This window comes from Promicromonospora sukumoe 327MFSha3.1, assembly GCF_000385135.1.
Classification (GTDB): Bacteria; Actinomycetota; Actinomycetes; order Actinomycetales; family Cellulomonadaceae; genus Promicromonospora; species Promicromonospora sukumoe_B.
The window spans coordinates 170,277-195,532 of sequence record NZ_ARQM01000014.1 but is presented as its reverse complement, the minus strand read 5'-3'; the positions used below and the strand labels follow the sequence as shown (position 1 = coordinate 195,532).

General features: G+C 72.9%; 21 protein-coding genes. 9 read left to right on the top strand and 12 right to left on the bottom strand.

Annotation, left to right across the window (positions count from 1 at the left end):
- Positions 1–37: 37 nt before the first annotated feature.
- Entirely contained in the window at positions 38–985 is a 948-nt protein-coding gene (locus tag H291_RS0123315) for a sulfotransferase family protein (protein WP_020017442.1), read from the top strand.
- 7 nt (positions 986–992) lie between these two features.
- Here the strand turns inward: H291_RS0123315 and H291_RS0123310 are convergent, their stop codons facing one another.
- The 7 genes from H291_RS0123310 to H291_RS0123280 all read right to left on the bottom strand — a co-directional run bounded on the left by H291_RS0123310 (position 993) and on the right by H291_RS0123280 (position 8,461).
- A complete protein-coding gene (locus tag H291_RS0123310; protein ID WP_033327777.1) occupies positions 993–1,619 on the bottom strand; it encodes a uridine kinase in 627 nt (208 codons plus the stop codon).
- A gap of 67 nt (positions 1,620–1,686) precedes the next feature.
- A complete protein-coding gene (locus H291_RS0123305; protein WP_020017440.1) occupies positions 1,687–2,178 on the bottom strand; it encodes a CoA-binding protein in 492 nt (163 codons plus the stop codon).
- Entirely contained in the window at positions 2,175–3,497 is a 1,323-nt protein-coding gene (locus tag H291_RS0123300; RefSeq protein ID WP_020017439.1) for an O-acetylhomoserine aminocarboxypropyltransferase/cysteine synthase family protein, read from the bottom strand. The genes H291_RS0123305 and H291_RS0123300 overlap by 4 nt, the downstream gene beginning before the upstream one ends.
- Positions 3,494–5,497: an acetate--CoA ligase gene (gene acs, locus H291_RS0123295; protein WP_051109620.1), complete on the bottom strand. Its 2,004-nt coding sequence runs from the start codon at positions 5,495–5,497 to the stop codon at positions 3,494–3,496. The genes H291_RS0123300 and acs overlap by 4 nt, the downstream gene beginning before the upstream one ends.
- Positions 5,494–6,399, bottom strand: a complete 906-nt coding sequence (locus H291_RS0123290) for an ABC transporter permease (RefSeq protein ID WP_020017437.1) — start codon at positions 6,397–6,399, stop codon at positions 5,494–5,496. The genes acs and H291_RS0123290 overlap by 4 nt, the downstream gene beginning before the upstream one ends.
- Positions 6,392–7,420: an aliphatic sulfonate ABC transporter substrate-binding protein gene (locus H291_RS0123285; protein ID WP_026366050.1), complete on the bottom strand. Its 1,029-nt coding sequence runs from the start codon at positions 7,418–7,420 to the stop codon at positions 6,392–6,394. Before H291_RS0123285 ends, H291_RS0123290 begins: the two co-directional genes overlap by 8 nt.
- Before the next feature lie 114 nt (positions 7,421–7,534).
- Positions 7,535–8,461 carry an ABC transporter ATP-binding protein gene (locus H291_RS0123280; RefSeq protein WP_033327775.1) on the bottom strand — a complete coding sequence of 309 codons (927 nt, stop codon included), beginning with the start codon at positions 8,459–8,461 and terminating at the stop codon, positions 7,535–7,537.
- A 379-nt stretch (positions 8,462–8,840) separates the two neighbouring features.
- On the opposite strand from H291_RS0123280, the gene H291_RS0123275 reads away from it, so the two are divergent.
- On the top strand, positions 8,841–12,299 hold the full coding sequence (locus H291_RS0123275; protein WP_026366049.1) for a S41 family peptidase: 3,459 nt from the start codon (positions 8,841–8,843) through the stop codon (positions 12,297–12,299).
- Positions 12,300–12,373: 74 nt separating this feature from the next.
- On the opposite strand, the gene H291_RS31410 is transcribed toward H291_RS0123275, so the two are convergent.
- On the bottom strand, positions 12,374–13,207 hold the full coding sequence (locus tag H291_RS31410) for a class I SAM-dependent methyltransferase (protein ID WP_051109619.1): 834 nt from the start codon (positions 13,205–13,207) through the stop codon (positions 12,374–12,376).
- A 188-nt stretch (positions 13,208–13,395) separates the two neighbouring features.
- Here H291_RS31410 and H291_RS0123265 point away from each other — a divergent pair, with 188 nt between their 5' ends.
- From H291_RS0123265 to H291_RS0123245, 5 genes are all read left to right on the top strand, one after another.
- Positions 13,396–14,319: a cation diffusion facilitator family transporter gene (locus H291_RS0123265; protein WP_026366048.1), complete on the top strand. Its 924-nt coding sequence runs from the start codon at positions 13,396–13,398 to the stop codon at positions 14,317–14,319.
- A gap of 10 nt (positions 14,320–14,329) precedes the next feature.
- Positions 14,330–15,286, top strand: coding sequence for a helix-turn-helix transcriptional regulator (locus tag H291_RS34315; protein WP_020017431.1), 957 nt, complete (start codon positions 14,330–14,332; stop codon positions 15,284–15,286).
- 92 nt (positions 15,287–15,378) lie between these two features.
- Positions 15,379–16,173, top strand: coding sequence for an amino acid ABC transporter substrate-binding protein (locus tag H291_RS0123255; protein WP_020017430.1), 795 nt, complete (start codon positions 15,379–15,381; stop codon positions 16,171–16,173).
- A gap of 95 nt (positions 16,174–16,268) precedes the next feature.
- Complete coding sequence (locus H291_RS0123250) at positions 16,269–16,928, top strand: amino acid ABC transporter permease (RefSeq protein ID WP_020017429.1); 660 nt, start codon at positions 16,269–16,271, stop codon at positions 16,926–16,928.
- Positions 16,915–17,742: an amino acid ABC transporter ATP-binding protein gene (locus H291_RS0123245; RefSeq protein ID WP_020017428.1), complete on the top strand. Its 828-nt coding sequence runs from the start codon at positions 16,915–16,917 to the stop codon at positions 17,740–17,742. The genes H291_RS0123250 and H291_RS0123245 overlap by 14 nt, the downstream gene beginning before the upstream one ends.
- 155 nt (positions 17,743–17,897) lie before the next feature.
- Here the strand turns inward: H291_RS0123245 and H291_RS0123240 are convergent, their stop codons facing one another.
- Entirely contained in the window at positions 17,898–19,085 is a 1,188-nt protein-coding gene (locus tag H291_RS0123240) for an MFS transporter (RefSeq protein WP_020017427.1), read from the bottom strand.
- Positions 19,086–19,156: 71 nt separating this feature from the next.
- Between H291_RS0123240 and H291_RS0123235 the strand changes: the two genes are divergently transcribed.
- Positions 19,157–19,462 carry an ArsR/SmtB family transcription factor gene (locus tag H291_RS0123235; protein WP_020017426.1) on the top strand — a complete coding sequence of 102 codons (306 nt, stop codon included), beginning with the start codon at positions 19,157–19,159 and terminating at the stop codon, positions 19,460–19,462.
- Between the two features lie 92 nt (positions 19,463–19,554).
- On the opposite strand, the gene H291_RS0123230 is transcribed toward H291_RS0123235, so the two are convergent.
- Positions 19,555–20,547: a Gfo/Idh/MocA family protein gene (locus H291_RS0123230; protein ID WP_020017425.1), complete on the bottom strand. Its 993-nt coding sequence runs from the start codon at positions 20,545–20,547 to the stop codon at positions 19,555–19,557.
- Between the two features lie 88 nt (positions 20,548–20,635).
- Positions 20,636–22,954 carry an immune inhibitor A domain-containing protein gene (locus tag H291_RS0123225; protein ID WP_020017424.1) on the bottom strand — a complete coding sequence of 773 codons (2,319 nt, stop codon included), beginning with the start codon at positions 22,952–22,954 and terminating at the stop codon, positions 20,636–20,638.
- Positions 22,955–23,217: 263 nt separating this feature from the next.
- Here H291_RS0123225 and H291_RS0123220 point away from each other — a divergent pair, with 263 nt between their 5' ends.
- On the top strand, positions 23,218–24,465 hold the full coding sequence (locus tag H291_RS0123220) for an MFS transporter (RefSeq protein WP_020017423.1): 1,248 nt from the start codon (positions 23,218–23,220) through the stop codon (positions 24,463–24,465).
- On the opposite strand, the gene H291_RS31405 is transcribed toward H291_RS0123220, so the two are convergent.
- Complete coding sequence (locus tag H291_RS31405; RefSeq protein WP_020017422.1) at positions 24,446–25,003, bottom strand: septum formation family protein; 558 nt, start codon at positions 25,001–25,003, stop codon at positions 24,446–24,448. The genes H291_RS0123220 and H291_RS31405 overlap by 20 nt on opposite strands.
- Positions 25,004–25,256 lie beyond the last annotated feature (253 nt).

The window sequence follows — 25,256 nt, the reverse complement described above, 5'->3', positions numbered from 1 at the left end:
GGACGGCAGGGGGACTTCCGGACGGAGTCCTTTCGACATGCTCACGGTTCGAGGGACCGGCACACAGCTGGCCCGCCGGTTCGGCACGGCACTCGAGAAGCACGCGGGCCTGCGGGTCACGCGCGTGCCCCGCAACCACGGCACCGCCCGGCGGGGCGGCACCCGCCAGGGCGGCACGTCCAGCGGCGGCACGAGCCGGACGGGCAGGGGCCGCGTCCGCCCGCCGGCCGACCCCGCGGCCGACCGCCTGCTGGTCGCCCCGGTCTTCGTGCTCTCGTCGCCCCGCGCCGGGTCGACCCTGCTGCGCGTCGTGCTGGACAGCCACTCCCAGGTGCACGCGCCCATCGAGACGCACGTGCGGCGGCTGTCCGTCGACTTCACGACACGGCTCACCCAGGAGGCGATGGACGCCCTGGGGCACAACGTGGCCGACGTCGAGCACATCCTGTGGGACCGGATGCTGCACCGCGAGCTGCTGCGCAGCGGCAAGCAGGTCGTCGTGGAGAAGACCCCCAGCAACGTCTTCGTCGCCGACCGGTTCGCGGTGTGCTGGCCCGACGCCCGGTTCATCTTCCTGCTGCGCCACCCGGCGTCGATCGCCCGGTCCTGGCACGACGCCGACCCGGCCCGGCGGCCCATGAACCGCGCCATCCTGCACACGCTGAAGTACATGACGGCGCTGGAGGACGTGCGGCACCGGCTCCCGGGGCTCACGGTGCGCTACGAGGACGTCACCGCGGACCCGGCGACCGAGTTCCACCGGATCTGCGACTTCCTCGGCCTGCCGTGGGAGCCGGGCATGGTCTCGTACGGCGACCACGAGCACGGCGAGGTCCGCAAGGGCCTGGGCGACTGGCGGGACAAGATCCGCACCGGGAGCATCCAGGCCGGGCGCACGCTCCCGGACCTGGACGAGATCCCGCGCGAGCTGCGGGCGATGAGCGAGTGCTGGGGCTACGCCCCGGCGTCGGCCGCGAGCGACTGACGCCCGGTCAGCGGTGCACCAGGGCCGGGTGGTCCGGGTGGTCGACCCGGACCAGCAGGTCCGCTGCCCGCTCCGCCTGCGCCGCGTACCGCTCGTAGGCGGGCAGGGCCCATGCCTCCTCGTCGGGTGTCCGACGGCGGAGCGTGCCCGGCTTGAGCGCGAGGTGCACGGCGACGTCGACGTCGAGCCCGCGGGCGATCGCGAGCGCGCCGTCCAGCACGACCACGGTGCCCGGGTCGGCGGGGACGTAGGCGGCGCGCGTGGCCCGGTCGGTGTCGGGGTCGCGCAGGCTGGGCAGGTACTCGCCGCGGTCCACGACCCGCCGCAGCACCTCGCGGTTCAGCGCCTCGACGTCGATCCAGCCGTACAGCAGGCTGTCGGGGTCGTCGCGACCGCGTTCGAGCCGCAGGGACCGCGAGCGCAGGAAGTCCGCGACCCGGACCCGGGCGACGCGCCGGCCGGCCGTCTCCAGGGGCGCGACGAGCGCGTCGGCGAGCCGGTCGGGGTGGGTGGACGGGTGCCCGTCGACGAGCAGGCGGACCGGGGTGTCGGCACCGCCCGGGCAGGCGAGCACGGCGTCGGCCACCCGTTCGACGAGGAGCTCCGCGCTGACCGGCTCCACTCGTGTGCTCATCGTGGACCGACTCTAGCCCGGGCCGGGACCCGGGCCCGAAGGCCCGGGCCCGGCACCGGCGCCGGGCCTACCGGTCCGCCCGGCGGGAGCTGATCACGCCCGTGTCGAACCCGGCCAGGTGCAGCCCGCCGTGGAACCGCGCGTGCTCGATCTTGACGCAGCGGTCCATCACGACGTTCAGCCCCGCGGCCTCCGCCTTGCGGGCGACGTCCTCGTGCCACGAGCCGAGCTGCAGCCAGAGGGTCTTCGCGCCCACGGCGATGGTCTCGTCCAGCACGGTCGGCAGGTCCTCGTGCCGCCGGAAGACGTCGACGAGGTCGGGCACCACGGGCAGGTCCGCGAGGCTCGGGTACACCGGGTGCCCCAGGATCTCGGTGGCCCGCGGGTTCACGAAGTACACGTCGTACGGGGACGAGGACAGCAGGTAGGTCGCCACGAAGTAGCTGGCGCGTGCCTGGTTCGCCGACGCCCCGACGATCGCGATCGACTTCGTGGAGCGCAGGATCCGCAGGCGCTCGGGGGCGCTCGGGCCCTGCCAGGTCCGGGTGGTCTCGCTCATCGGGTCGCTCCCGTCGCCTTGGTCAGTGCCTGGTCGAGGTCCCAGAGGATGTCCTCGACGTCCTCCAGGCCGACCGAGATGCGGATGAGGTCCTCGGGCACGCCCGCCGCCTCGAGCTGGTCGGCGGAGAGCTGCTGGTGCGTGGTCGACGCCGGGTGGATCACCAGGGTGCGCGCGTCGCCGACGTTCGCGAGGTGGGAGGCGAGCTGGAGCGACTCGATGAACAGGCGGCCGGCCTCGCGCCCGTCGAGCAGCACGCCGCTGTTCTCGGGGACCTGGAGGCCGAACGCGAAGACCGAGCCCGGCCCCAGCGGCAGGTACTTCTGCGCCCGCTCGTGGTGCGGGTGCGACGGCAGGCCGGCCCAGAGCACGTAGGAGACGCGCGGGTCGGAGTCGAGCCACTCGGCCACGGCGCGGGCGTTCGCGAGGTGCGCGTCCAGGCGGTGCGGCAGGGTCTCGATGCCCTGCAGGAGCTGGAAGGCCGACTGCGCCGAGAGCGCGGGGCCGATGTCGCGGAGCTGCTCGGAGCGGAGCTTGGTGAGGAAGCCGTACTCGCCGAAGTTGCCCCACCAGCGCACGTCGCCGTAGGACGGCACGGGCTCGGTCATCTGCGGGAACTTGCCGTTGCCCCAGTCGAACCGCCCGGACTCGACGACGACACCGCCGAGCGTGGTGCCGTGCCCGCCGAGGAACTTGGTCACGGAGTGGATCACGATGTCGGCGCCGTGCTCGATGGGCCGCACCAGATACGGCGTCGCGAGCGTCGCGTCCACCACCAGGGGGATGCCGGCGGCGTGGGCCACCTCGGCGAGCCCCTCCAGGTCGGCGACCTCGCCCGACGGGTTGGCGACGACCTCGGTGTACAGCACCTTGGTCTCGGGCGTGATCGCCGCGGCGTAGTCGGCGGGGTCGGTGCCGGGCACGAACGTGGTCTCGACGCCGAACCGGCGCAGCGTCACGTCGAGCTGCGTCACCGTGCCGCCGTAGAGCTGCGCGGACGCGACCACGTGGTCGCCCGCCCCGACGAGCGCGGCGAACGTGATGAACTCCGCCGACATGCCGGACGCCGTCGCGACCGCGCCGATGCCGCCCTCCAGCGACGCGATGCGCTCCTCGAGCGCCGCGACCGTGGGGTTGCCGATGCGCGAGTAGATGTTGCCGTACTTCTGCAGCGCGAACAGGTTCGCGGCGTCGTCGGTGTCCTGGAACACGAACGACGTGGTCTGGTAGATCGGCACCGCCCGTGCCCCGGTCGCCGCGTCGGGGATGCCCCCCGCGTGGAGGGCCCGCGTGCGGAACCCGAAGGTGTGCTCGGTCATCGTCCTGCCTTCCTCTCCGCGACTCCTGCTGCCAGGACCTCGCGGATGTCGTCGACGGCCCACGGGTTCTGCAGCGACGTGACGTCGCCCAGTTCCTCGCCCTGCCACAGCTGCGCCAGGAGGCGCCGCATGATCTTGCCCGACCGCGTCTTCGGCAGCTCGGGCACCACGATCACGTGCCGCGGCTTGGCCACCGGCCCGATCTCGCGTGCCACCTGCGACCGGAGCGCGGCAGCCCCGGCGTCCGCCTCCTGCGGCGACGCCGTGCCCGCCCAACCTACGCCCGACAGCACCACGAACGCCGCCACGGCCTGCCCGGTGACGGCGTCCGGCACGCCCGCGACGCCGGCCTCGCCGACCGTGGGGTGCGCCACCAGCGCGGACTCGATCTCGATGGTGGACAGCCGGTGCCCGGAGACGTTCACGACGTCGTCGAGCCGGCCCAGCAGGTGCACGTTGCCCTGCTCGTCCAGCAGCGCGCCGTCGCCGGCCACGTAGTACGCGCCCGCGGGACCCTGGCCCGCGAACCTGCGCCAGTACGCGTCGCGGTAGCGCGCCGGGTCGCGCCAGACGGTGCGCGCCATGCCCGGCCACGGCCTCGTCACCACGAGGATGCCGGGCTCGCCGGGGCCGAGGCGCCGACCGTCGTCGTCCACCACGGCCACCTCGATGCCGGGCAGGGCCCGGGTCGCGGAGCCGGGGACCAGCGGCGTCACGTACGGGAGCGGGGCCACCATGGCGGCACCCGTCTCGGACTGCCACCAGGTGTCGATCACGGGCAGCTCGCCGCGCCCGAACGTCGCGCGGAACCACTCCCAGGCGGCGGGGTTGATCGCCTCGCCGACCGTGCCGAGCAGGCGCAAGGAGGACAGGTCGTGCCCCGCCGGCAGCGTGTCGCCGAACCAGGTCATGAAGGTCCGGATCAGCGTGGGCGCCGTGTAGTACACGGTGACGCCGTACCGCTCGATGATCTCCAGGTGCCGCTCGCGCGAGGGCGTGTCCGGCGTGCCCTCGTAGATCACCTGCGTGAGGCCGTTGGAGAGCGGGCCGTAGATCTCGTAGGTGTGCGCCGTGACCCAGGCCAGGTCGGCGGTGCACCAGTGCACGTCGTCTGGCCGCGCGTCGAAGTGCGCCCAGTGGGCCCAGCTCGCGTGCGTGAGATATCCACCGGAGGTGTGGACAAGCCCCTTGGGCTTACCCGTGGTGCCGCTGGTGTAGATGATGAAGAGCGGGTGCTCGGTGTCGAACGCCTGCGCGTCGTGCACCTCGGGCGCCGTGTCGACGGCGTCGTGCCACCAGACGTCCCGGTCCGTCCAGGTCACGTCGGAGCCGGTGCGGCGGATCACCAGCACGTGCTCCACGTGGTCCAGCCCGGCCACGGCCTCGTCGGCGGTCGCCTTGACCGACGTCGCGACGCCGCGGCGGTACTGCCCGTCGGTGGTGACCAGCAGCTTGGCCCCGGTGTCCGCGAGGCGGAACCGCAGCGCCTCGGCGCTGAACCCGCCGAACACCAGGCTGTGCACGGCGCCGATGCGCGCGCAGGCCAGGGCGATCACCACGGTCTCCACGAGCACCGGCAGGTAGATCACCACGCGGTCGCCCGGCCCGACGCCGAGGGCGGTCAGCGCGTGGGCGGCCTGCGCGACGCGGCGCTGCAGGTCGGCGTACGTGACCGAGGTGCGGTCGCCGTTCTCGCCCTCCCAGTGCAGGGCGGGCTTGGCGCCGAGGCCCGCGGTGACGTGCCGGTCCACGCAGTTCGCGGCGACGTTCAGCCGGCCGCCCACGAACCAGGCGGCCTCGGGAACGGTCAGGCCTTCGGGGTCGCCGTCCTGCGGCACCGGCGGGGACCAGGTGTGCGCGGTGTGCCACGGCGTCGCCCAGTCGAGGCGGCGGGCCGCCTCCTCCCAGAACGCGACCGGGTCGGCCGCGGCACGGTCGTACGCCTCCGCGGTGACGTTCGGGGCGGTGACGCGCGGCGCCGTCGTCCCACCCGCCGTCATGCCCACCGCCGCAGCAGGCGGCGCTCGGCCAGCCCGATCAACGCGTCCGTGAGCTTGCCCAGCACGGCGAGCAGCACGATCGCCAGCAGGATGCGGTCCACGCGCCCGTTCTGCTGGGAGTCGTTGAGCAGGAACCCGAGGCCCATCGACGACGCGATGAGCTCGGCGGCCACGAGGAACAGCCACGACTGCGCGAGCGCCAGCCGGAGCCCGGCCACCAGCGAGGGCAGCACCGCGGGGAGCTGCACCGTCGTCAGGAGCCGCAGCCCGCGCAGCCCGAAGGCCCGCCCCGCCTCGACCAGGTGGGGGTCGACGTGCCGCAGGGCCGCCGCGATCGTCGTGTAGACGGGGAAGAACGCGCCGATCGCGATGAGCATGATCTTGGACTCCTCGCCGATCTTGAGCCACAGGATCAGCAGCGGCACCCAGGCGAGCGAGGGCACGGCGCGGATCGCGCCGAGCGTGGGCGCGAGCAGCAGGTCACCGAGCTTGGACAGCCCCACCAGGGAGCCGACGGCGAGACCCGCGGCGGCGCCCAGCGCGAACCCGATCAGCACGCGCTGCGTCGAGATCGCCACGTGGTGCCAGAGCTGCCCGCGCTCGACCAGGTCGACGGCGGCGTCCCACACGGCCACCGGGCCGGGGAGCTGGTACGGCGGGACCAGGCCGGCCGCCGTCGTGCCCCACCACAACCCGAGGAGGACCAGCGGCACGAGCAGGCCGAGGAGCACCCGGCCCGCACGACCGGTCGTGGCCCCACCGCGACGGGTCAGGTCCCCGGCGGCGGCGGAGCCGCGCGTGCTGCCGCCGAACGCACCCCGGGCGGGCAGGGCACGCCCCGGCTCGGTGTTCGGCACCACCACCGTGGGAACGGGACCTGCCTCGCCCTGCTGGTCAGCCATCCGAGGCCACCGCCTCCTGCGCGAACTCGGGCGCGAAGAGCTGGTCGAGCGCGCTGTCGACGTTCTCCTGCGCGGCCACGTCGCCCGACTCGACGAAGATCGGGCCCACGACCTCCAGCACGTCGCGCTGCTTGTCGCCGGGCACCGGGTCGAGGTCGAGCACGGTGCGCTCCTCGATCACCGTGGACGCGACCTCGGGGTCGATCGAGGCGACCTCCGCGAGCAGCGCGGACAGCTCCTCGGGGTTCTCCAGGGCCCAGGCGCGGGCCTGCTCGTAGGCGTCCACGACGGCCTGCGTGACGTCCGGGTGCTCGTCCACGAACTCCTCGCGCGCGTTGAGGAACCCGTAGGTGTTGAAGTCGATGTTGCGGTAGATCAGCTTGTCGCCCGCCTCCGCCTCGGCGGCCGCCATGATCGGGTCGAGGCCCGACCACGCGTCGACGGACCCGTTGTCGAGCGCGGCGCGGCCGTCGGCGTGCTGCAGGTTCTGCACCTCGACCTCGCTGAGCGGGATGCCCGCCTCGTCGAGGGTCTGCAGCAGGAAGAAGTACGGGTCGGTGCCCTTGGTGGCCGCGATCGACGCGCCCTCCAGGTCGGCGACGTCCTCGATCTTCGAGTCGCCCGCGACCACGATCGCCGACCACTCCGGCTGGCTGTAGATGTCGACCGTGCGGATGGGCGAGCCGTTCGCCCGCGCCAGGAGCGCCGCCGAGCCCGCCGTGGAGCCGAAGTCGATCGCCTCCGCCCGCAGGTTCTCGTTCGCGGTGTTCGAGCCGTCCGACTGCACCCAGGTGACCTCGACGCCGTCGAGCTCCTCCTCCAGCCAGCCCTGCTCGCGGACCACGAGGCTGAGCGGGTTGTACGTGGCGAAGTCGATGTTCAGGGTGTCGGTGCTCCACTCCCCCGCGCCCTCGCTCCCGCCGGCGGCGGCCGAGCCCTCGCCGGCCACGCAGCCGCTCATCGCCATCGCCGAGACGAGGGCCAGGCCGGACGCCAGAACGGTGTGCCTACGGTTACGCATGGGTTCTTTCCTCTCGCTGCCCGACGGCGGCCGGCGGGCTGGGGGTCTGTCGGTTCGGTGAGCCCGGTTCCGGGACTCGGGGTTCAGGGCCGAGCTCAGGGCCGGGGCCTGGGTTCAGCGGTCGTGGTGCGTCGGCACGCCGAGGCCGTCGAGCAGCTCCGCGCGGAGCTCGGCCAGGTCGCGCGAGGCGCGGTCGCGGGGCCGGTCGCCCGGCACGTCCACGATCCGCGCGATGCTCGCCGGGCCGGCGTCGGCGAGCGGCCCGCCGTCGGACGCGGCGGCGCCGTCCGCGACCGTGCGCAGCAGCACCACGCGGTCGGCGAGGTAGAGCGCCTCCTCGACGTCGTGCGTGACCAGCAGGATCGTCGCGGGCTGGGCCGCGTGGACGTCGAGCAGGAGGTCCTGCATGCGCAGCCGGGTCAGCGCGTCGAGCGCACCGAACGGCTCGTCGAGCAGCAGCACCCCGGGGTTGCGGGCCAGCGCCCGGGCGAGCGAGGCGCGCTGCGCCATGCCGCCCGACACCTGGCGGGGCCGCAGCCCGGCCGACGCCGCCAGCCCGACCAGGTCGAGCAGCCGGGCCACTCGCTCCCGGCCGGCGTCCTTCGCGGTGCCCGGCGGGAGGCCGAGCACCACGTTCTGCGTGAGCGTGCGCCAGGGCAGCAGGCGCGGCTCCTGGAAGGCGACGGCGGTGCGCGGGTCGGCCCCGACCACGGGTGCGCCGCCGATCGTGACGCTGCCCGACGTGGGCGCGTCCAGGCCGCTGACCTGGCGCAGCAGGGTCGACTTACCGCAGCCGGACGGGCCGAGCACGGCCACGATCTCGCCCGGCGCGACCTCGAGGTCGACGTCCCGGAGCACGGTGGTGCCCGCGTGGGGCGCAGGCCCCTGCGCTCGGCCGCGGGGCCGGCCGGGCACCGCGAAGGTCCGCGCGACGGCATCGAGCCGGACGGGGAGCGCCGGGGACGCGGCGGCGTCCTGCTCACCCGCCCGGTCTGTCGGCGTAGCTGTGGACAAAGCTGTGGACGGGGCTGTGGGAACCATGGGTTTCCATCCGTTGCGATCGGTCCGTGCGGAAGGGCTGTCGCTGTGCACCGACAAGGCCCGGACCGGTCCGGGCGGCAGGCTCGAAGGGAGCGTCACATGCCGGTGCACTGCCGCATTCGGCAGGACCAGGGGACGGAGGGAGTCGTCGTGGCGCGTCGTGACGTCATCCGGCTTTCCTCTCCCATGGGGCGTTCCGTCATCTTTTGTCAGGCAATGCCGATGAACCCCATAGAACCGGATGATGCAACTCGGGCACCACAGCGTTCCATGATATGAGACCAAGATGTGGACGGGACCGGACTGGATGCGTCCGCATGGTCCTCGCCCTCAGCGATTTCCGGTGACCGCGCCGGGGTGCCGCGAGTACGTTGAGGCGGTGACCCAGCCCTATCTCAGGTACCCACACATCCACGGTGACCAGGTCGCGTTCGTGGCCGACGACGACGTCTGGCTCGCCCCCGTCGCCGGCGGCCGTGCCTGGCGGCTGACCAGTGACCACGTACCCGCGACGTCCCCCCGCTTCTCCCCCGACGGCACGCGTCTCGCCTACGTGTCCCACAAGGACGGCCACCCCGAGGCCTACGTGGTCGAGCTGGCCGACGGCGCCACGCGACGGCTCACCTGGTTCGGTGGCACGACCACGACGGTGCTCGGCTGGGACGACGCCGGCCGGGTGCTCGTCTCGTCCAACGCGGGCGCGCACGAGCGCTCCCTGACCGTGGTGCGCGCGGTCGGCCTCGACGGCACCGTCGAGACCCCGCGCTACGGGGCCGCGTGGGGTGTCGCCGAGCACCAGGGCCCGGACGGCGGGCGGACGACCGCCCTCGTCTCGGCCGGCTACCGCACACCCGCCTACTGGAAGAGGTACCGCGGCGGCACGGCGTCCGTGCTGTGGCTCGACCGGGGCACCGGCGAGTGGGAGCGTCCCCTGCCCGACGACGAGGCCGGAACCTACGACCCGATCTGGGTCGGGGACGCGCTGGTGTTCACCTCCGACCGCGCGGCGACGTTCCCCGACCACGCCGACGAGCAGGCGAACCTCTGGGTCTGGGACGGCCTGGCGACGGGCACACAGACGGCCGGGCCCCGGCTGCTCACGACCCAGACCGAGGCCGAGGGCTACGTCCGCGACGCGACGTCCGACGGCGCGCGCATCGTGTGGCACAGCCGCGGCGACCTCTGGCTGCTCGACGCGCTGGACGGCACCCCGCGCCGGCTCGACATCACCCTCACCGGCGCACTCCCGGAGCCGTACTCGACCGACCCGGACTCGGCACCGAGGGGTGTCGACGGGCTCGCCGTCGACAAGAGCGGTGACACGAGCGTCGTGGGCTGGCTCGGCACGGCGTTCTGGGTGACCCACCGAGCGGGGCCCGCCCGGGCGCTCGTCGCCGACCCGTCCGTCCGCGTGCGGGAGCCCGTGCTGCTCGGCGACACCGGCCGCGCCGTCGTCGTCACGGACGCGCCGCACGCCACCGCGGACGGCGAGAGCCGGGAGGATGCGCTGGAGGTGCACACGCTGCCCGGCACCGACGGGGTGGACCCGGACGCCGCGCCGCAGCGCTTCGCGGCCGGCGAGCTCGGCCGGGTGCTGCACCTGGCCGCGAGCCCGGCCGGCGACAAGGTGGCGGCCGTCTCGCACGACGGCCGGGTCAGCGTCGTCGTCCTGCCCGTCGACTCGACGGACGACGGCGACGGTGCGGCGGACGGCAGCGGTCCGGACGAGGGCGCCGTGCCCGCGGGCACCGTCATCCCGATCGGGCGGTCGACGAACGGCGAGGCGGAGTCCCCGACGTTCTCGCCGGACGGGCGGTACCTCGCCTGGTCCAGCCCGACCGGCACCGAGGGCGACCACCACCAGGTGCTCGTCGCCGACCTGCACGCCACGACGCCGACGGTGGCACCGCTGACGTCGGGGCGTTTCCACGACTTCTCGCCGACCTTCAGCGACGACGGCAGGTACGTCGTGTTCCTGTCGAACCGAACGTTCGACCCGTCCTACGACTCCCACGAGTTCGCCCTGTCGTTCAGCGCGGCGACCCGGCCGTGGCTCATCCCCCTGGCCGCGACCGAGCCGGCACCGTTCGGTCCGAGCGCCGACGGCTGGCGCCTGAGCACGCCGGACGACAAGAAGGCCGGCACGGACGACGACGCGGCGAGCGACGAGAAGCCCGACGAGGACGCGCGGGCCACGGCCTCGCCCGACATCGACTTCGACGGCGCCGAGGAGCGCGTGGTGCCGTTCCCGGTGACGTCGGGCCGCTACCGCGACCTGCTGGCGGCCAAGGGTGGTGTGCTCTGGGTGCACGAGACCGACGACGCCGGCGTGCTCGGCACGCGGCACGCCGGCACGGACGGCGACCCGGTGCCGAACGTGCTCCAGTTCTGGTCGTTCGAGGCGCGCAAGGCCACGGACGTCGCGGAGAAGGTGACCGGGTACGCGGTGTCGGGCGACGGCGAGCGGGTGGTGATCCGGTCCGGTTCGGGGCTCAGCACGCAGCCGGCCACCAGCAAGCCCGGCGACGACGACCCGAGCGCGTTCGACATCGACCTGTCCCGCGTGCGCCACGAGGTGGACCCGCGCGCCCAGTGGCACCAGATGTTCGACGAGAACGCCAGGATCATGCGCGACCACTACTGGCGCGCGGACATGAACGGCGTCGACTGGGCCGGGGCGGTGGCGCGCTGGCGCCCGCTGATCGACCGGGTCGCGACGCACGACGACCTGGAGGACGTGCTCTGGGAGACCGTCGGCGAGCTCAACACGTCGCACGCCTACGTGCGGTCGCCCCACGAGCGGGGCGACTCGTCCCGCAAGCTCGGGCTGCTCGGCGCGGACCTCACGCGGACCGCCGAGGGCTGGCGGATCGACCGCGTGCTGCCGAGCGAGTCGTCCGACCCGGGGGCACGGTCCCCCCTGCGCGCCGCGGGCGTCGACGCGCGGCCGGGCGACCTGGTCGTCGCGGTGGACGGCCGACCGGTGGACCCGGTGGCCGGCCCGGCGGCGAACCTGGTCGGCGCGGCGGAGATCCCGGTCGAGCTGACCCTGCGGCGGCCCGCCGTCGCCGGAGACGGTACGGCGGACGGCGCGGACGGCCCGGCCGGCCCGGCCGCGAGCAGGGACCGGCGCGTCGTCGTCGTGCCGCTCGCCGACGAGTCCGACCTGCGGTACCAGGCCTGGGTGCGGTCGCGCCGCGAGTACGTCGCCGAGAAGTCGGGCGGCCGGCTCGGCTACGTGCACGTCCCGGACATGGTCAGCACCGGCTGGGCACAGCTGCACCGCGACCTGCGGCTCGCCGCGGACCGCGAGGGCATCGTCGTGGACGTGCGCTTCAACGGCGGCGGACACACCTCACAGCTCGTGATCGCCCGTCTCGCCGCGCGCGTCGCGGGCTGGGGACTGAACCGGCACTACGACCGCCCGAACTCCTACCCGGACCGCGCACCGCGCGGCCCGGTCGTGCTCGTCACCAACGAGTACGCGGGGTCCGACGGCGACATCGTGAACGCGGCCGCGCAGGCGCTCGGCGTCGGTCCGGTGGTCGGTGTGCGGACCTGGGGCGGCGTGATCGGGATCGACGGCCGCTTCGACCTCGTGGACGGCACGGGGATCACCCAGCCCCGGTACGGCCTCTGGCTCGACGGCAAGGGCTTCGACGTCGAGAACTACGGCGTGGACCCCGACATCGAGGTACGGCACACCCCGGCGGACTACTTCTCCGACGTCGACCCGCAGCTCGAGGCGGGTATGGCCGAGGCGTTCCGGCTGCTGGAGGAGACCCCGGCGGCGGCTCCCCCGGCGCTGCCGGAGCCGCGGGTGCGCCGCCGCCCGTAGGCGCGCGCCGCCGCGCGCGACGCGCCGCCGGGTACGACGGCGACGCGCCGCCGGGTACCACGGCGGCGCGTCGCTCAGCCGCGCGTCGCCTGCACGAACGTGAGCGGGCCGTAGCGGTGCTGCACGCGGTCCACCTCGCGGACGTCGGTGAACCCGGCGTCCGTGAGGAGGCGCAGCAGGCCGCCCTCCAGGTTCCGGGCGGTGTGCGGGTTGGCCGCGACGCCGGAGCTGCCCCGGTCGTGCCCCCGCACCCGGCCGTACGCACCCGTGCTGCCGGGACCTCGCCGGCGGCCCCGGCCGTGCCGGTGCCCGTGCTCGTGGCCGTGCTCGTGCTCGCCCCCGGCCCCGTGCGCGTGCCCGCCATCCTGCCCGCCGTCGCCCGCGCCCCCGTGCCCGCCGCCGTCCGCGCTGCCGAAGTCGACGATCGTCACCCGCCCGCCCGGCCGCAGCGCCCGGAATGCCTCCTGGCCGAACCGCACCCGTGCGTCGTCGGGCACGTGGTGCAGGGCGAGGGCGGAGACCACGTGGTCGAGCGAGCCGTCCTCGACGGGGAGCCGGTCGGCGAAGCCCTGCACGAGCGTGAGCGGCACGCGTCGTCGGGCCGCCTTGCGGGCCGCGATGCGCAGGGCCGCGGCGTCCGGGTCCAGGCCCGTGACCCGCGCGGCCGGCTGCGCGCGGAGCACGGCGAGCGAGAGGTTCCCGGTGCCGCAGCCGAGGTCGAGCACGGACTCGCCCGGGGCGACGTCCGCGAGCGCCGCCGCCCGGTCGTGCAGGGGCCGTACGCGGGACAGGCGCGTGAACGCGTCGTAGAGCGGGAGCAGCCAGGGCCGGCCCATGCCGGGCAGGAACTCGCGCCCGCGTTCCTCCGGGGTGCGGGGGTCGATGATCCGTACCGTGCTGTCGTTCATCCCGAGTGCCTTCCGTCCGGGTACCCGTGCCGGACGGCGCGGGCCGGCCGTGCCGGCCGCCACCTCCAGCATTGGACATCCTGCGGCGCGGTGGCAGCACGGAAGTCGGTGCCGATCGGACGATCTTCGGTCGGGCGGGTGCGGCGGAAGGTCGGTAGCGTCGGGGGCGTCGCGACGGAGGGGGACGCATGGCAGGGGAACGGAGCGGGTCGGCACTGACGGTGGTGATCGCGTTCGGGGCCAACTTCGCGGTGGCGGCGGCCAAGTCGGTGGCGGCGGTGCTGACGGGTTCGGCGTCGATGGTGGCCGAGGCCGCCCACTCCTGGGCCGACACGGGCAACGAGGTGTTCCTGCTGGTCGCGGAGCGCAAGGCGGCGCGGGCGCCGGACCGCGAGCGCCCGCTCGGCTACGGCCGGGAGGCGTACGTGTGGTCGATGCTGGCGGCGCTGGGCCTGTTCCTGGCCGGCGGCGTGGTGTCGGTCTACCACGGCATCCACGCCTTCGGTGAGACCGAGGAGGCCACGGACTACGGCATCGGCTACCTGGTCCTGGCGGTCGCCTTCTGCCTGGAGGGCTTCTCGTTCGTGCAGGCCTACCGGCGCACGCGCGCGGAGGCGCGCAAGCTCGGGCGGGACCTGCTGGACCACGCGCTGGCGACGTCCGACCCGACGCTGCGGGCGGTGCTGGCGGAGGACTCGGCGGCGCTGGTCGGCCTGGTGATCGCGGGCGCCGGCATGGCGTTGCACCAGGTCACGGGTGACGCGCGGTACGACGCGATCGGCTCGGTGCTGGTGGGGGTGCTGCTGTGCGTCGTGGCGTGGGTGCTGTTCGACCGCAACCGGCGGTTCCTCACGGGCGAGGTCGCGGACGAGCGCATCCACCATGCGGTGCGGGAGCGGATCGAGGCGCTGCCGGGCGTGGAGCACGTGGGTCACCTGCGGCTCGAGTTCGTGGGCCCGCGGCAGATCCTGCTGGTCGCGAGCATCGACCTGCCGGGCGACGAGTCGGAGTCGCACGTCGCCGTCCGGCTGCGGGCGCTGGAGGGGCAGCTGGAGCGCGCGCCACAGATCGTCGACGCCGTGCTCACGCTCGCGGTGCCGGGCGACCGGTGAGGAGCCGCCGGTGACCGCGCCACGGCCCGGGGACGGCGTCCCGCCCCCGCTGCGCACCCCGTCCAGGGTCCGCACGGTGCGGCCGGACGGCACCCCGGTGTACCGGTACCAGCCGCGGCCCGGGATGCCCCCGGTGAACGTCAACCTGCACGACGGCGCGGACGAGCACCCGCACCCGCCGCCCGAGCACCGGCACGCCCACGACTTCTACGTGCTCGTCCTGATCGAGCGCGGCACCGGTGGGGAGGACGGCGCGTACGACGGCGACCTGTTCGCCGTCCCGCCCGGCCGCGCGATCGACCCCGGGACGGTCCGGGGCTTCGCGGGCTCGCGGGCCTGGACGCTGGCCTTCACGCCGGACGCCGTCCCCTCGCTCGCCTCGGTCTCGCCGCTGGCCTGGGCGCACCACCCGCTCCTGGCGCTGTTCGAGACGGAGCCCGCCGGGCCGGGCGCCGCCGACCGCCCGCCGGTCCTGGGCGCGAACGTTCCCGCGGACGAGCGGCCGCGCTGGTCGGCCTGGCTCACGGAGCTGCACGAGGAGCTGGCGCGGCCCGACCGGATCGGCGCGCGGGACGCGGCGTCGGCCCTGCTCACGCGGGTCCTGATCGGGGCGGCGCGGCTGGCGCCGTCGGCCCCCGCACCGCCCGATCCGCTGGTGACGCGGGTCTTCGAGGAGATCGAGGCGACGTTCCGCGACCCGGTGTCCGCGGCCGACGTCGCCGGTGCGCTGGGCTACACGCCCGGCTACCTGACCACGGCGGTCCGCGAGCGCACGGGCCGCACGCTGCTGGAGTGGATCACCGAGCGGCGCATGACGGAGGTGCGCCGGATGCTGCGGGACAGCGACCTGCCGCTGGCCGTCGTCGCGGCACGGACCGGCCTGCGGGACGCCACCTATCTGGTGCGCCGGTTCAAGGACCGGTACGGGATCACACCCGACCGCTGGCGGCGGACCGAGCGGGCCTAGGCTCGTGCGTGAGTTCAGGTCTGCTATCGGCTAGTTTTGGGGCACGCATCGGCCGGGCCGATGTGTGCCATCCCATCGAAGGAGCCCTCACCATGTCTCGCAACCGCGCCCTCCTCACGGCTACCGCGGCCTCGGCCGCCCTGCTGGCCCTGACCGGCTGTGGCAGCTCCGGCGAGTCGAGCGGCGCCGGCGACGAGCTCGGCCTGTCCGGGGACACGCTGGTCGTCGCCACCGAGGGCACGTACCGCCCGTTCAGCTACCACGACGAGACGGGCGAGCTCGTGGGGTACGACGTCGAGGTCGCCCAGGCCGTGGCCGAGAACCTGGGCCTGGAGGTCGAGTTCCAGGAGACCCAGTGGGACGCGATCTTCACGGGCCTGGACGCCGGCCGCTTCGACACGATCGCCAACCAGGTGACCATCACCCCGGAGCGCGAGGAGAAGTACGTCTTCTCCACGCCGTACACGGTCTCGACGGGTGTGCTCGTGGTCGCCGCGGACAACGACGACATCACCAGCTTCGCGGACCTGGACGGCAAGACCACCGCGCAGTCCCTGACCAGCAACTGGAACGACCTCGCCAAGGAGAGCGGCGCCAAGGTCGAGGCCGTCGAGGGCTGGGCGCAGGCCGTCGCCCTCCTGGAGCAGGGCCGCGTGGACGCCACGATCAACGACAGCCTGACCTACCTCGACTACGCGAACACCGAGGACGCCTCGGGCATCAAGGTCGCGGCCGAGACCGACGAGGAGTCGCAGTCCGCGTTCGTCGTGACGCCGGAGCGCGAGGCCCTGGCCACCGCGATCGACGGCGCCCTCGACGAGCTGCAGGCCGACGGCACCCTCGCCGACCTGGGCGACAAGTACTTCGGCGAGGACGTCTCCCAGTGACGCTCGGCGTACGGCAGGGCGCGGGGCGCTTGCCCCGCGCGACGGTCGGCGCGGCGTCCCGCGCCGGGCGCCGCTGACGGAGCGGGGGGAGAAACATGGACTGGCAGCTCGTCGTCGACTCGTTCTGGCCGCTCCTGCTGGGCGGCCTCACGGGCACGATCCCGCTCGCGCTGGCCTCGTTCGCGATCGGCTTGGTGCTGGCACTGATCGTGGCGCTGCTGCGGCTCTCGTCCAACCCGGTGCTGTCCTGGATCGGGCGGGCCTACGTCTCGGTGATCCGCGGCACGCCGCTCCTGGTGCAGCTGTTCGTGATCTTCTACGGCATGCCGGAGATCGGCATCCGCCTGGACCCGTGGCCGAGCGCGATCATCGCGTTCTCCCTGAACGTGGGCGGCTACGCGGCCGAGGTGGTGCGCGCCGCGATCCTCTCGGTGCCCAAGGGTCAGTGGGAGGCCGGGTGGACCATCGGCATGTCGCCGGCCCGCTCGCTGAGCCGGATCATCCTGCCCCAGGCTGCCCGGGTGTCGGTACCGCCGCTGTCGAACACGTTCATCTCGCTGGTCAAGGACACGTCGCTCGCGTCGCTCATCCTGGTGACCGAGATGTTCCGCAAGGCCCAGGAGATCGCCGCGTTCTCGAGCGAGTTCATGACGGTCTACCTAGAGGCGGCCTTCATCTACTGGATGTTCTGCACGGTGCTGGCCGCGGGGCAGAACGCACTCGAGAAGAGGCTGGACCGGTATGTCGCACACTGAGGACCGCAAGCAGGGCACCCTCCTGACCGCCCGCGGCATCCACAAGTCCTTCGGCACCAACCACGTGCTGCGCGGGGTGGCCCTGGAGGTGGCGCGGGGCGACGTCGTCGCGCTGATCGGCGCGTCCGGCAGCGGCAAGACGACGGTGCTGCGCTCGCTCAACGGCCTGGAGACGCCGGACGCCGGGGAGCTCCGGTTCGACGGCGGCCCCGTGGTCGACTTCGGCGCCCAGGCCGGGCCGGACGGCGGCCGGTCGGGCCGGCGCACCGCCGCGCGGACGGCGAAGACGAACCGCGCGGCCCTGCGGGACCGGTCGGCGATGGTGTTCCAGCACCACAACCTGTTCCCGCACCGCACGGTGCTGGAGAACGTGATCGAGGGCCCCACCCAGGTCCAGCGGGTCCCGCGGGACACGGCGGTCGGCCGCGCCGAAGAGCTCCTGGCCCGGGTCGGGCTCGCCGACAAGCGCGACGCCTACCCGCACGAGCTGTCCGGCGGCCAGCAGCAGCGCGTCGGCATCGTGCGCGCGCTCGCTCTGCAGCCCGACCTGCTGCTGTTCGACGAGCCGACGTCGGCCCTCGACCCCGAGCTGGTGGGCGAGGTGCTGACGGTGATGAAGGAGCTCGCCGAGGAGGGCTGGACCATGGTGGTGGTCACCCACGAGCTGCAGTTCGCGCGCCAGGTCGCGTCCGAGGTGCTGTTCCTCGACGGTGGCGTGGTGGTCGAGCGGGGCGCGCCCGCGCAGATGTTCACCGACCCGGCCGAGGAGCGCACCCGCCGGTTCCTGCAGCGGGTGCTCCACCCCCTCGACTGACACCGCGGCCGGACGGCTGCCCCGGGTGGCCGCCGTCCCCGTCCCCTTCGAGGCCTAAGTTTCTTCGCTTTGAGGCGACTCAAAGCGAAGAAACTTAGGCCTCGAAGGAGATGCGACGGCGCCCCCTAGGCCAGAACGGCCGACCGACCCGCGGCCTACGCCAGGGCGGCCCGGCGGGGCATCGCGTAGCCCAGGGCGAAGACGACGAGCGCCGCCGCGGCCGCCGCGGCGCCCAGCAGGTCGAGCCACGCCGCGCCCAGCGGCAGCACCGACGCGCCGACGACGGGCGCGATCGCGATCCCGACGTACATCGCCGTCGAGTACCAGGACAGGGACACCCCGGCGACGGCGGGGTCGACGTCGACCAGGCGGTGCTGGATGGGCACGAGGGCCGCCGCGGTGGCCAGGCCCCAGACGCCGAACAGCACGGCGGTGCCCACGTACGAGTCCTCGGCGGCGAACAGCGCGACGAGGGAGACGACGACCACGGCGAGGGCGGTGGTCGCGGTGGGCCGCGCCCCGATCCGGTCGGTGAGGGAGCCGCCCAGCCAGTTGCCGACCAGGCCGGCGACGCCGAAGACCAGCAGGAGCGTCGCGAGCGCCGTCCCGCTGCCGCCGGTCACGCCGCGCGTCACGGCCGAGCTGAAGATGTAGACCATGTTGAACGCGGCGGTGAAGAGCAGGGCCGTCATCAGGGCCAGGCCGATCCGGACGTCGCGGAGCACGGCGAACCGGGCGGCGAGCCCGGGGACGGACCCGGTCGGCACGGTGCGCATGAGCAGCGCGACGACGACGGCGAGCACCGCCGCGAGCGCCGCGAGGATGCCGAGCGCGAGGCGCCAGCTCCCGAGGGCCGCGAGCGCCGTCCCCAGCGGGGAGCCGACGGCGGTCGCGAGCATGAACCCGAGGCCGACGACGCCGAGCGCGCGTCCCCGCTGCTCGGGCGGCACGAGGGTGGGGGCGGCCGCCATCGCGGCGGGCATGAGCGCTGCCCCGCCGAGCGCGGCGACGACGCGGCCGGCCGTGAAGATCCCGAGGTCACCGGCGATGGCCGAGAGGGCGATGCCCGCGGCGATGAGGCCCATGCCCGCGCCCATCAAGGCGGCGCGGGACGCGCGGGCGAACAGCACGGACACCACGGGCGCGAGCACCGCAACGATGATCGCGTACCAGGAGATGGAGTAGCTGACGGCGCCGGCGGTCGCGCCGATCCCCGTCGCGATCTGCGGCAGCACGCCCGCGATGACGAACGCGTTGGTGCCGACCACGAACAGCGCAGCCGCGATCACGCCGATCCGGAGATAGGCGCCGCGCGGCGCGTATGATTGTTCGATGAACGTCATACCATCGAGCGTACGTGACAGTTCGATGGTTGTCGAACTGTTTGCCCGCAACGATGCCCCGGAGGTGTGTCATGGGTGACTACCCGAGCCCGGACATGGCCGACGTCGAGCTCGTCGACGTGCTCAAGGCCCTCGGCGACCCGGTGCGCCTGCAGATCGTGCACAAGCTGGCCGACGGCGAGCCCAAGCCCAAGACCCTCGACGGCTGGGGCCTCGACCTCACGAAGTCGACGATGTCGCACCACTTCCGCACCCTGCGGGAGGCCGGGCTCACGCGCACGATCGTGCACGGCCGCACGCACGCCATCCAGCTCCGCCGCGACGAGCTCGACCAGAAGTTCCCGGGCCTCGTCGAGGCGGTCCTGGGCGAGCGGTGAGCGTCGCTCCTTTGAGGCCTAAGTTTCTTCGCTTTGAGTCGCCTCAAAGCGAAGAAACTTAGGCCTCGAAGGGGAGAGGGGGACCCGCAGGGTCACGCCGAGGGCTGCTCCCCCGGGTACTCCAGGCCGATCTGCTCGCGGATCGTGTCCAGCGTGGCCATGATCGCCACCGTCTCCGCGCGCGGGAGCAGCGGGCTGTCGAGCTCGCCGGCCGCGACCAGGCGCTCGGCCTCGGCGGCCTGGAAGTGCATGCCGCGCCCCGTCACCTCGGCGCTGAACGTCTCCACCTCGGTGCCCGAGGCGTCGTAGACGTGCACCGTCGACGGGTTGTACCAGGTCGCGTCGATCTCGATGCGGCCCTCGGTGCCCAGGATCGAGGCCCGGTTGGGCCCCCGGGTGTCGGACGCCGACACGGTCGTGGCGACCCGGGCGCCGTCGTACCCGAAGATCGTGGCGACCGTGGCGTCCGCGCCCGTCTCCTTGAACGTCGCGTGCGACTGCACGGTGAGCGGCTCGCCGAACAGGTCCCAGGCGAACGAGACCGGGTAGATGCCCAGGTCGAGCAGGGAGCCGCCGCCGAGGGCCAGGTCGTTGATGCGGTGGGACGGGTCGTCCGGCAGGTCCTGGGTGTGGTCCACCATCAGGGTGCGCACCTCGCCGAGCACGCCCGACGCGATGATCTCGCGCACGCGCGCCATGTGCGGCAGGAACCGGGTCCACATGGCCTCCAGGACCACGAGCCCCTTCGACTCGGCGAGCTCCACGACCTCGCGCGCCTCGGAGGCGTTGAGCGTGAACGGCTTCTCGACCAGCACGTGCTTGCCGGCCTCCAGCACGAGCTTCGCGGCCTCGGCGTGGAAGGGGTGCGGCGTCGCCACGTAGACGATGTCGACCTCGGGGTCGGCCGCGAGGTTCTCGTAGGAGCCGTGCGCCGTCGGGATGCCGAACCGGTCGGCGAACTCGCGGGCCTTCTCCAGGTTTCGGGACCCCACCGCCTGCACGGTGAAGCCGTTGTCGTTCAGGTCTGATGTGAAGCTCGCGGCGATCCCGCCGGCCGCCAGGATGCCCCAACGCAGGTGTGTCATGCGTTCGAGCCTAGTGCCCGTAGAACGTGTCAGACGCTCAGTTCACCGGGGTGAACTGAGCGTCTGACACGTGCGGAGCGGGAGGGGGTCAGTTGACCTGGATGGTCATGTGGCCCTTCTTGGCGTCCTCCGTGAGCACCTTGATGGTGGTGCCGGTGCCGCCGACCTTGACCGAGTGGCCCGGGTTGGACTGGTCGTAGTAGGCCTCAGGGTTGGTGTCGTCGAACTTCGACACGGGCTTCTGCTTCCAGAGGTTGAGCGAGGTCAGCGACGTGGCCGACACCTCGCGGTGCAGCGACAGCACGTCGGTCTTCTGGAGGCCGAACGTGGCGTCGAACGACTGGATGCGGTTGCGGGCGATCGTGCCGTCCGACCACTTCAGCGCCTTGGCCCGGGCGTCGATCGGCAGGGCCTGGCCGCCACCCGGGTGCTGGGAGACGTTGTTGTCGCCGTACAGGCTGTTCACGTACCAGATCAGCAGGCCGTCCTGGTACGGGTAGTGCTCCACCTTGTTGCTGTTGGTGAAGCTCCAGCCGAAGTTGTACGGGCCCGTCTTCAGCGTCTGGTCGTACCCGCCGTACACGCGGTTCTCGGCCACGTAGTAGTGCTGGTAGGTGACCTCGTAGGTGCCGTCGGCGCCGACCGGCACGAAGCCGTCGACGGTCCAGTCGGACGTGTCCGTGAAGTCCGCGCTCAGGGCGTCGCCCACGGCGACGTCGTCGATCGCGATGCCGGTCTCGTTGGTGCCGCCGTCGCTCGAGTAGCGGAACCGGACCGACGCCGTCTGGCCGGCGTAGTCCGCCAGGTCGGCGGTGAGGTCCACCCAGGCGCCGTCCGAGCTACCGGTGATGCCGGCGCCGGGGTTGGTGCCGTTCGGGTCCTCGTCCGTCGACAGGTTGTTCGCCAGGGCGGTCCAGGTGGTGCCGCCGTCCGTCGAGACCTCGGCGAACGCGTAGTCGTAGTCCGCCTCGATGGCGTACTGCACCTTGGCGGTCAGCGAGGCGCCGTCCGGCACGGTGAACGACGGCGACGTGATCGTGTTGTTCAGGTCGTTGCCGGTACCCGAGTAGACGAACTCGCCGTCGAACGGCTCGACGCCGTACTCCTCGGCGAGGTCGAGCTGCTCGACGCCGTCCGGCAGGTTCACGATCGCGGCCTGCGCGCGGGTCGTCGCGTGGAACGACGGGCCGAGCTTGATGCGCTGGGTCTCGCCCGGCTCCACGGTCTCGTAGTCGAGCCAGCCCAGGAAGAGCTTCTCGGTGGCGCCCATGTGGTTGGGCGTGGTGCCGATGGTGCCGTCGCCGTGGCCCATCCACGAGCCGGAGCTCATCAGGTTCCAGTAGCCGGTGCCGTTCTCGCCGCCCGCGGTGTCGTAGTAGTCGGGCAGGCCGAGGTCGTGGCCGAACTCGTGCGCGAACACGCCGAGGCCGCCGTTCTCCGGCTCCGTGGTGTAGTCGCGGATCCAGATGTCGGAGTCACCGATCTTGATGCCGCCGACCTTCGGGTAGTCGGCCGGGCCGTCCGTGCCGAGGCCGCCCTGGTTGACCGACCAGCGGTGCGACCAGATGGCCTCCTCGGGCGCGCCGGCCTCCTCGCCCTCTCCGGCGTGGATCGCCTGGAAGTGGTCGATGTAGCCGTCGGGCTCGGCGGTGATGCCGTCGCCGTCCAGGTCGTAGCGGTCCCAGACGTCGAACGACTGGAGGTATGCGTCGATCTCCTCGGCGGACTTGCCCGCGGCGACCTGCTGGTCGTACCAGGCGTCCGCGGTGTCCTGGATGAACCGCGTCATGTCCGTGCCGGACTCCGTGGTGCCGTAGGAGGCCGTGCTGTACGGCACGGTCACCCAGTCGGACACGTCGCCCTGGAGGTCGAACCGGCCCGACGACATCTCGTCGTAGACGCCGGCGAACGACTCGCCGTCCTGGTCCTCCAGGCCGGTGAAGAACATCTCCTGGTAGTGCTCGCGCGAGAAGTCGGACTCCCAGTAGGTGGAGTTGTCGCTCCGCGTGGGCTCCGGGATCTCGTTGTGCACCGGACCCGCCGTCGCGTCCGGGTAGCGCTCGTCGGCCTGGTCGCCGAAGTCGACCAGGATGCTGAAGAGCTGCGCGGTCTCCTCGACGCCGTACTCGACGTACTCGCGCGGCGAGATCTCCACGACCTTCGACTTGTGCTTGCCCTTGCCACGCGTCTCGACCTTGGCCTGGCCGGTCGCGACCATGTCGACGGCGAGCTGCCGCTTCTCGGTCTGCTTCTCCGCGAGGGCGTCCGGGCGGTTGTCCTCCTTGGCGGGCGCCGCCTGCTGCGGCGGCTCCTCGACCGGCGGTGCCGCGGAAGCGGTGATCGGTACGACGGCGGCCGACAGCAGCAGGGCTGCTCCCGCACCGACTGCACAGATACGTCGATTCATGTTTCCTCCGTGAAGAGAGCTACGTCCGGGAGCGAGGAGGTGGTGCGTACGGGGCTCCCGGACCTGCTGGACACCTTTGTCCACGGAGGAGGAAACCAGGGAAATATTACGACAATGTTGCCTAGGACACAGTTCTGCTTCACCACGTATGCCAGGAATGGGCTCGTAGAATCGGTTCGAGGGCGCGTATTTTGGTCGGTGTCCGCCGGACCGGTTCGTCGTCCGGGTGAGCCCCACGCCCGTCGAACCAGCCGGAGATGCCCATGACCGCGAACAGCCCTGCCGCTGCGGCCTCGTTCGCCGCACCCCCGGTCGACCAGCGCCGCGCCGCCGTGGCCCTGATCGCGCTCTCGGTGAGTGCCTTCACCTTCGTGACGGCGGAGAACCTGCCGGGCGGCCTGCTCACCCTCATCGCCCCCGACCTGGGCCGCAGCACGTCCGAGATCGGCCTGCTGGTCAGCGCGTATGCCGCCGTCGTCGTGCTCGCGTCGCTGCCGCTCTCGCGCCTGACCCGCCGGTTCCCGCGGCGCTGGGTGCTCGCGGCGACCACGGCGGTCTGCACCGTCGGCACCCTGTGGTCGGCGGTCGCCGCCGGCTACGCGGACCTGATGGCCGCGCGCATGGTGACGGCGCTGGGGCAGGCGCTGTTCTGGTCCGTCGTCACGCCGGCCGCCGCGAGCCTGTTCGCGCCCGCCGTCCGCGGCAAGATGATCGCCCGCCTCGCCATCGGCAACTCGCTCGCCCCGCTGCTGGGCGTGCCGCTCGGCACCTTCGTGGGCCAGCAGGCGGGCTGGCGCACCGCGTTCCTGGTGTTCTCGGCGGTCAGCCTGCTGGCCTGCCTCGCGATGGCGATCGCCATGCCGAACGTCGACGCCGAGCAGAGCGGCACGGCCCGCGGCACCCACCCGAGCATGCGCCGGTTCCTGGTGCTCATGGTGGTCACGGTCCTGCTGGTGACCGGGGGCTTCATGATGATCACGTTCGTCACCCAGTTCCTGCTGGAGACGGCCGGGTTCCCGGACCGCTGGCTCAGCGCGCTGCTGCTGGGCCAGGGCATCGCCGGCCTGGTCGGCACGCTGGTGATCGGCCAGGTGCTCGACAGGCGGCCGTGGCAGACGGTGCTCGTGGCGCTCGGCATGCTGACCGGCGCGCTGGTGCTGCTGTGGACGCTGGGCCACGTCCCGGCCCTGGCGCTCGTCGGGCTGGCGCTGTTCGGCCTCGCGTTCAGCGCGATCCCGCCGGCCCTGTCGTTCCTGTCCATGCAGGTGGCCCCCGGCGCCACCGAGTCGGCGACCGCGATCTCGAGCTCGGTGTTCAACGTCGGGATCGGTGGCGGCGCGGCGCTCGGCGCGCTGGTGGTCGCCACGGTCGGCGTGGACACCGTGCCCCTGGTCGGGGCGTGCTTCGTGCTGGTCGCGCTGGTGGTGGTCGGGGTCGACGTGCGCGTGGCGGCCCGCCGGACCGCCACGCCGCACGACACCGTGCCGGGGGTTACTTCGCGGCGCCCTTGAGGCTGCCCGTGAACGGCTCCTCGGAGCTGATGATGCACTGCAGGGAGCGGTCGTTCAGCTGGTCCCAGGTGGCCTGGGTCGGGTAGAAGCCGGTGTAGCCGTAGACGGACTCGTCGTAGGAGATCCCGACGAACTTCTCGAACTCGTCGTAGCACCACTCGTCGAACTTCTTCGACATGGCCTCGTCGCCCGGGTACTTGGCGTCGTCCATGATCAGCTCGGCGTAGACCTCGCCGGTGTGCTCCTCGGCGCAGGGCACCACGGGCACCGACTCGACCTCGAAGTCCTCGCCCTCCGCGGACTCGCCGTAGCCGTCCAGGGCCGCCAGGTCGATGCAGTCGCCCTTGAGGATGTCGAAGGCGTCCGCGTCCGCCGACGCGGTGATCTCGCCACCCGGCTCGTCACGCGGGGCCTCGCCGCTCGACATGATGTCGTCGAGGACCGAGCAGCCGGTGAGCATCGTGAGCGAGACGGCCGCTGCGGCCGCCACTGCCAGCAGGCGGGCCGGACGACGGACGGTACGGGCAGTGCGGTTCATCAAGTTCTTCCTTGTGGTTCGGCACGACGGCGAACGCCCTCGTCGCGGCCACCTCGGGCCGCCCCGGAAAAATACCCTCTCGAACGTCCGTACTGGTGGCGAGCGGGCAACGATTCGATTACGGCCGACGGCGGCCGCTGCCGGGGCTCGCGGGGGTGCGACACGGGGCCCTGTTCACGCGTCGTTCACCCGCGCGAGCGGGCGCCGCCCTACGGTGTCGCTGCGGACCACCCGCGCACGACACCCCGAAGAA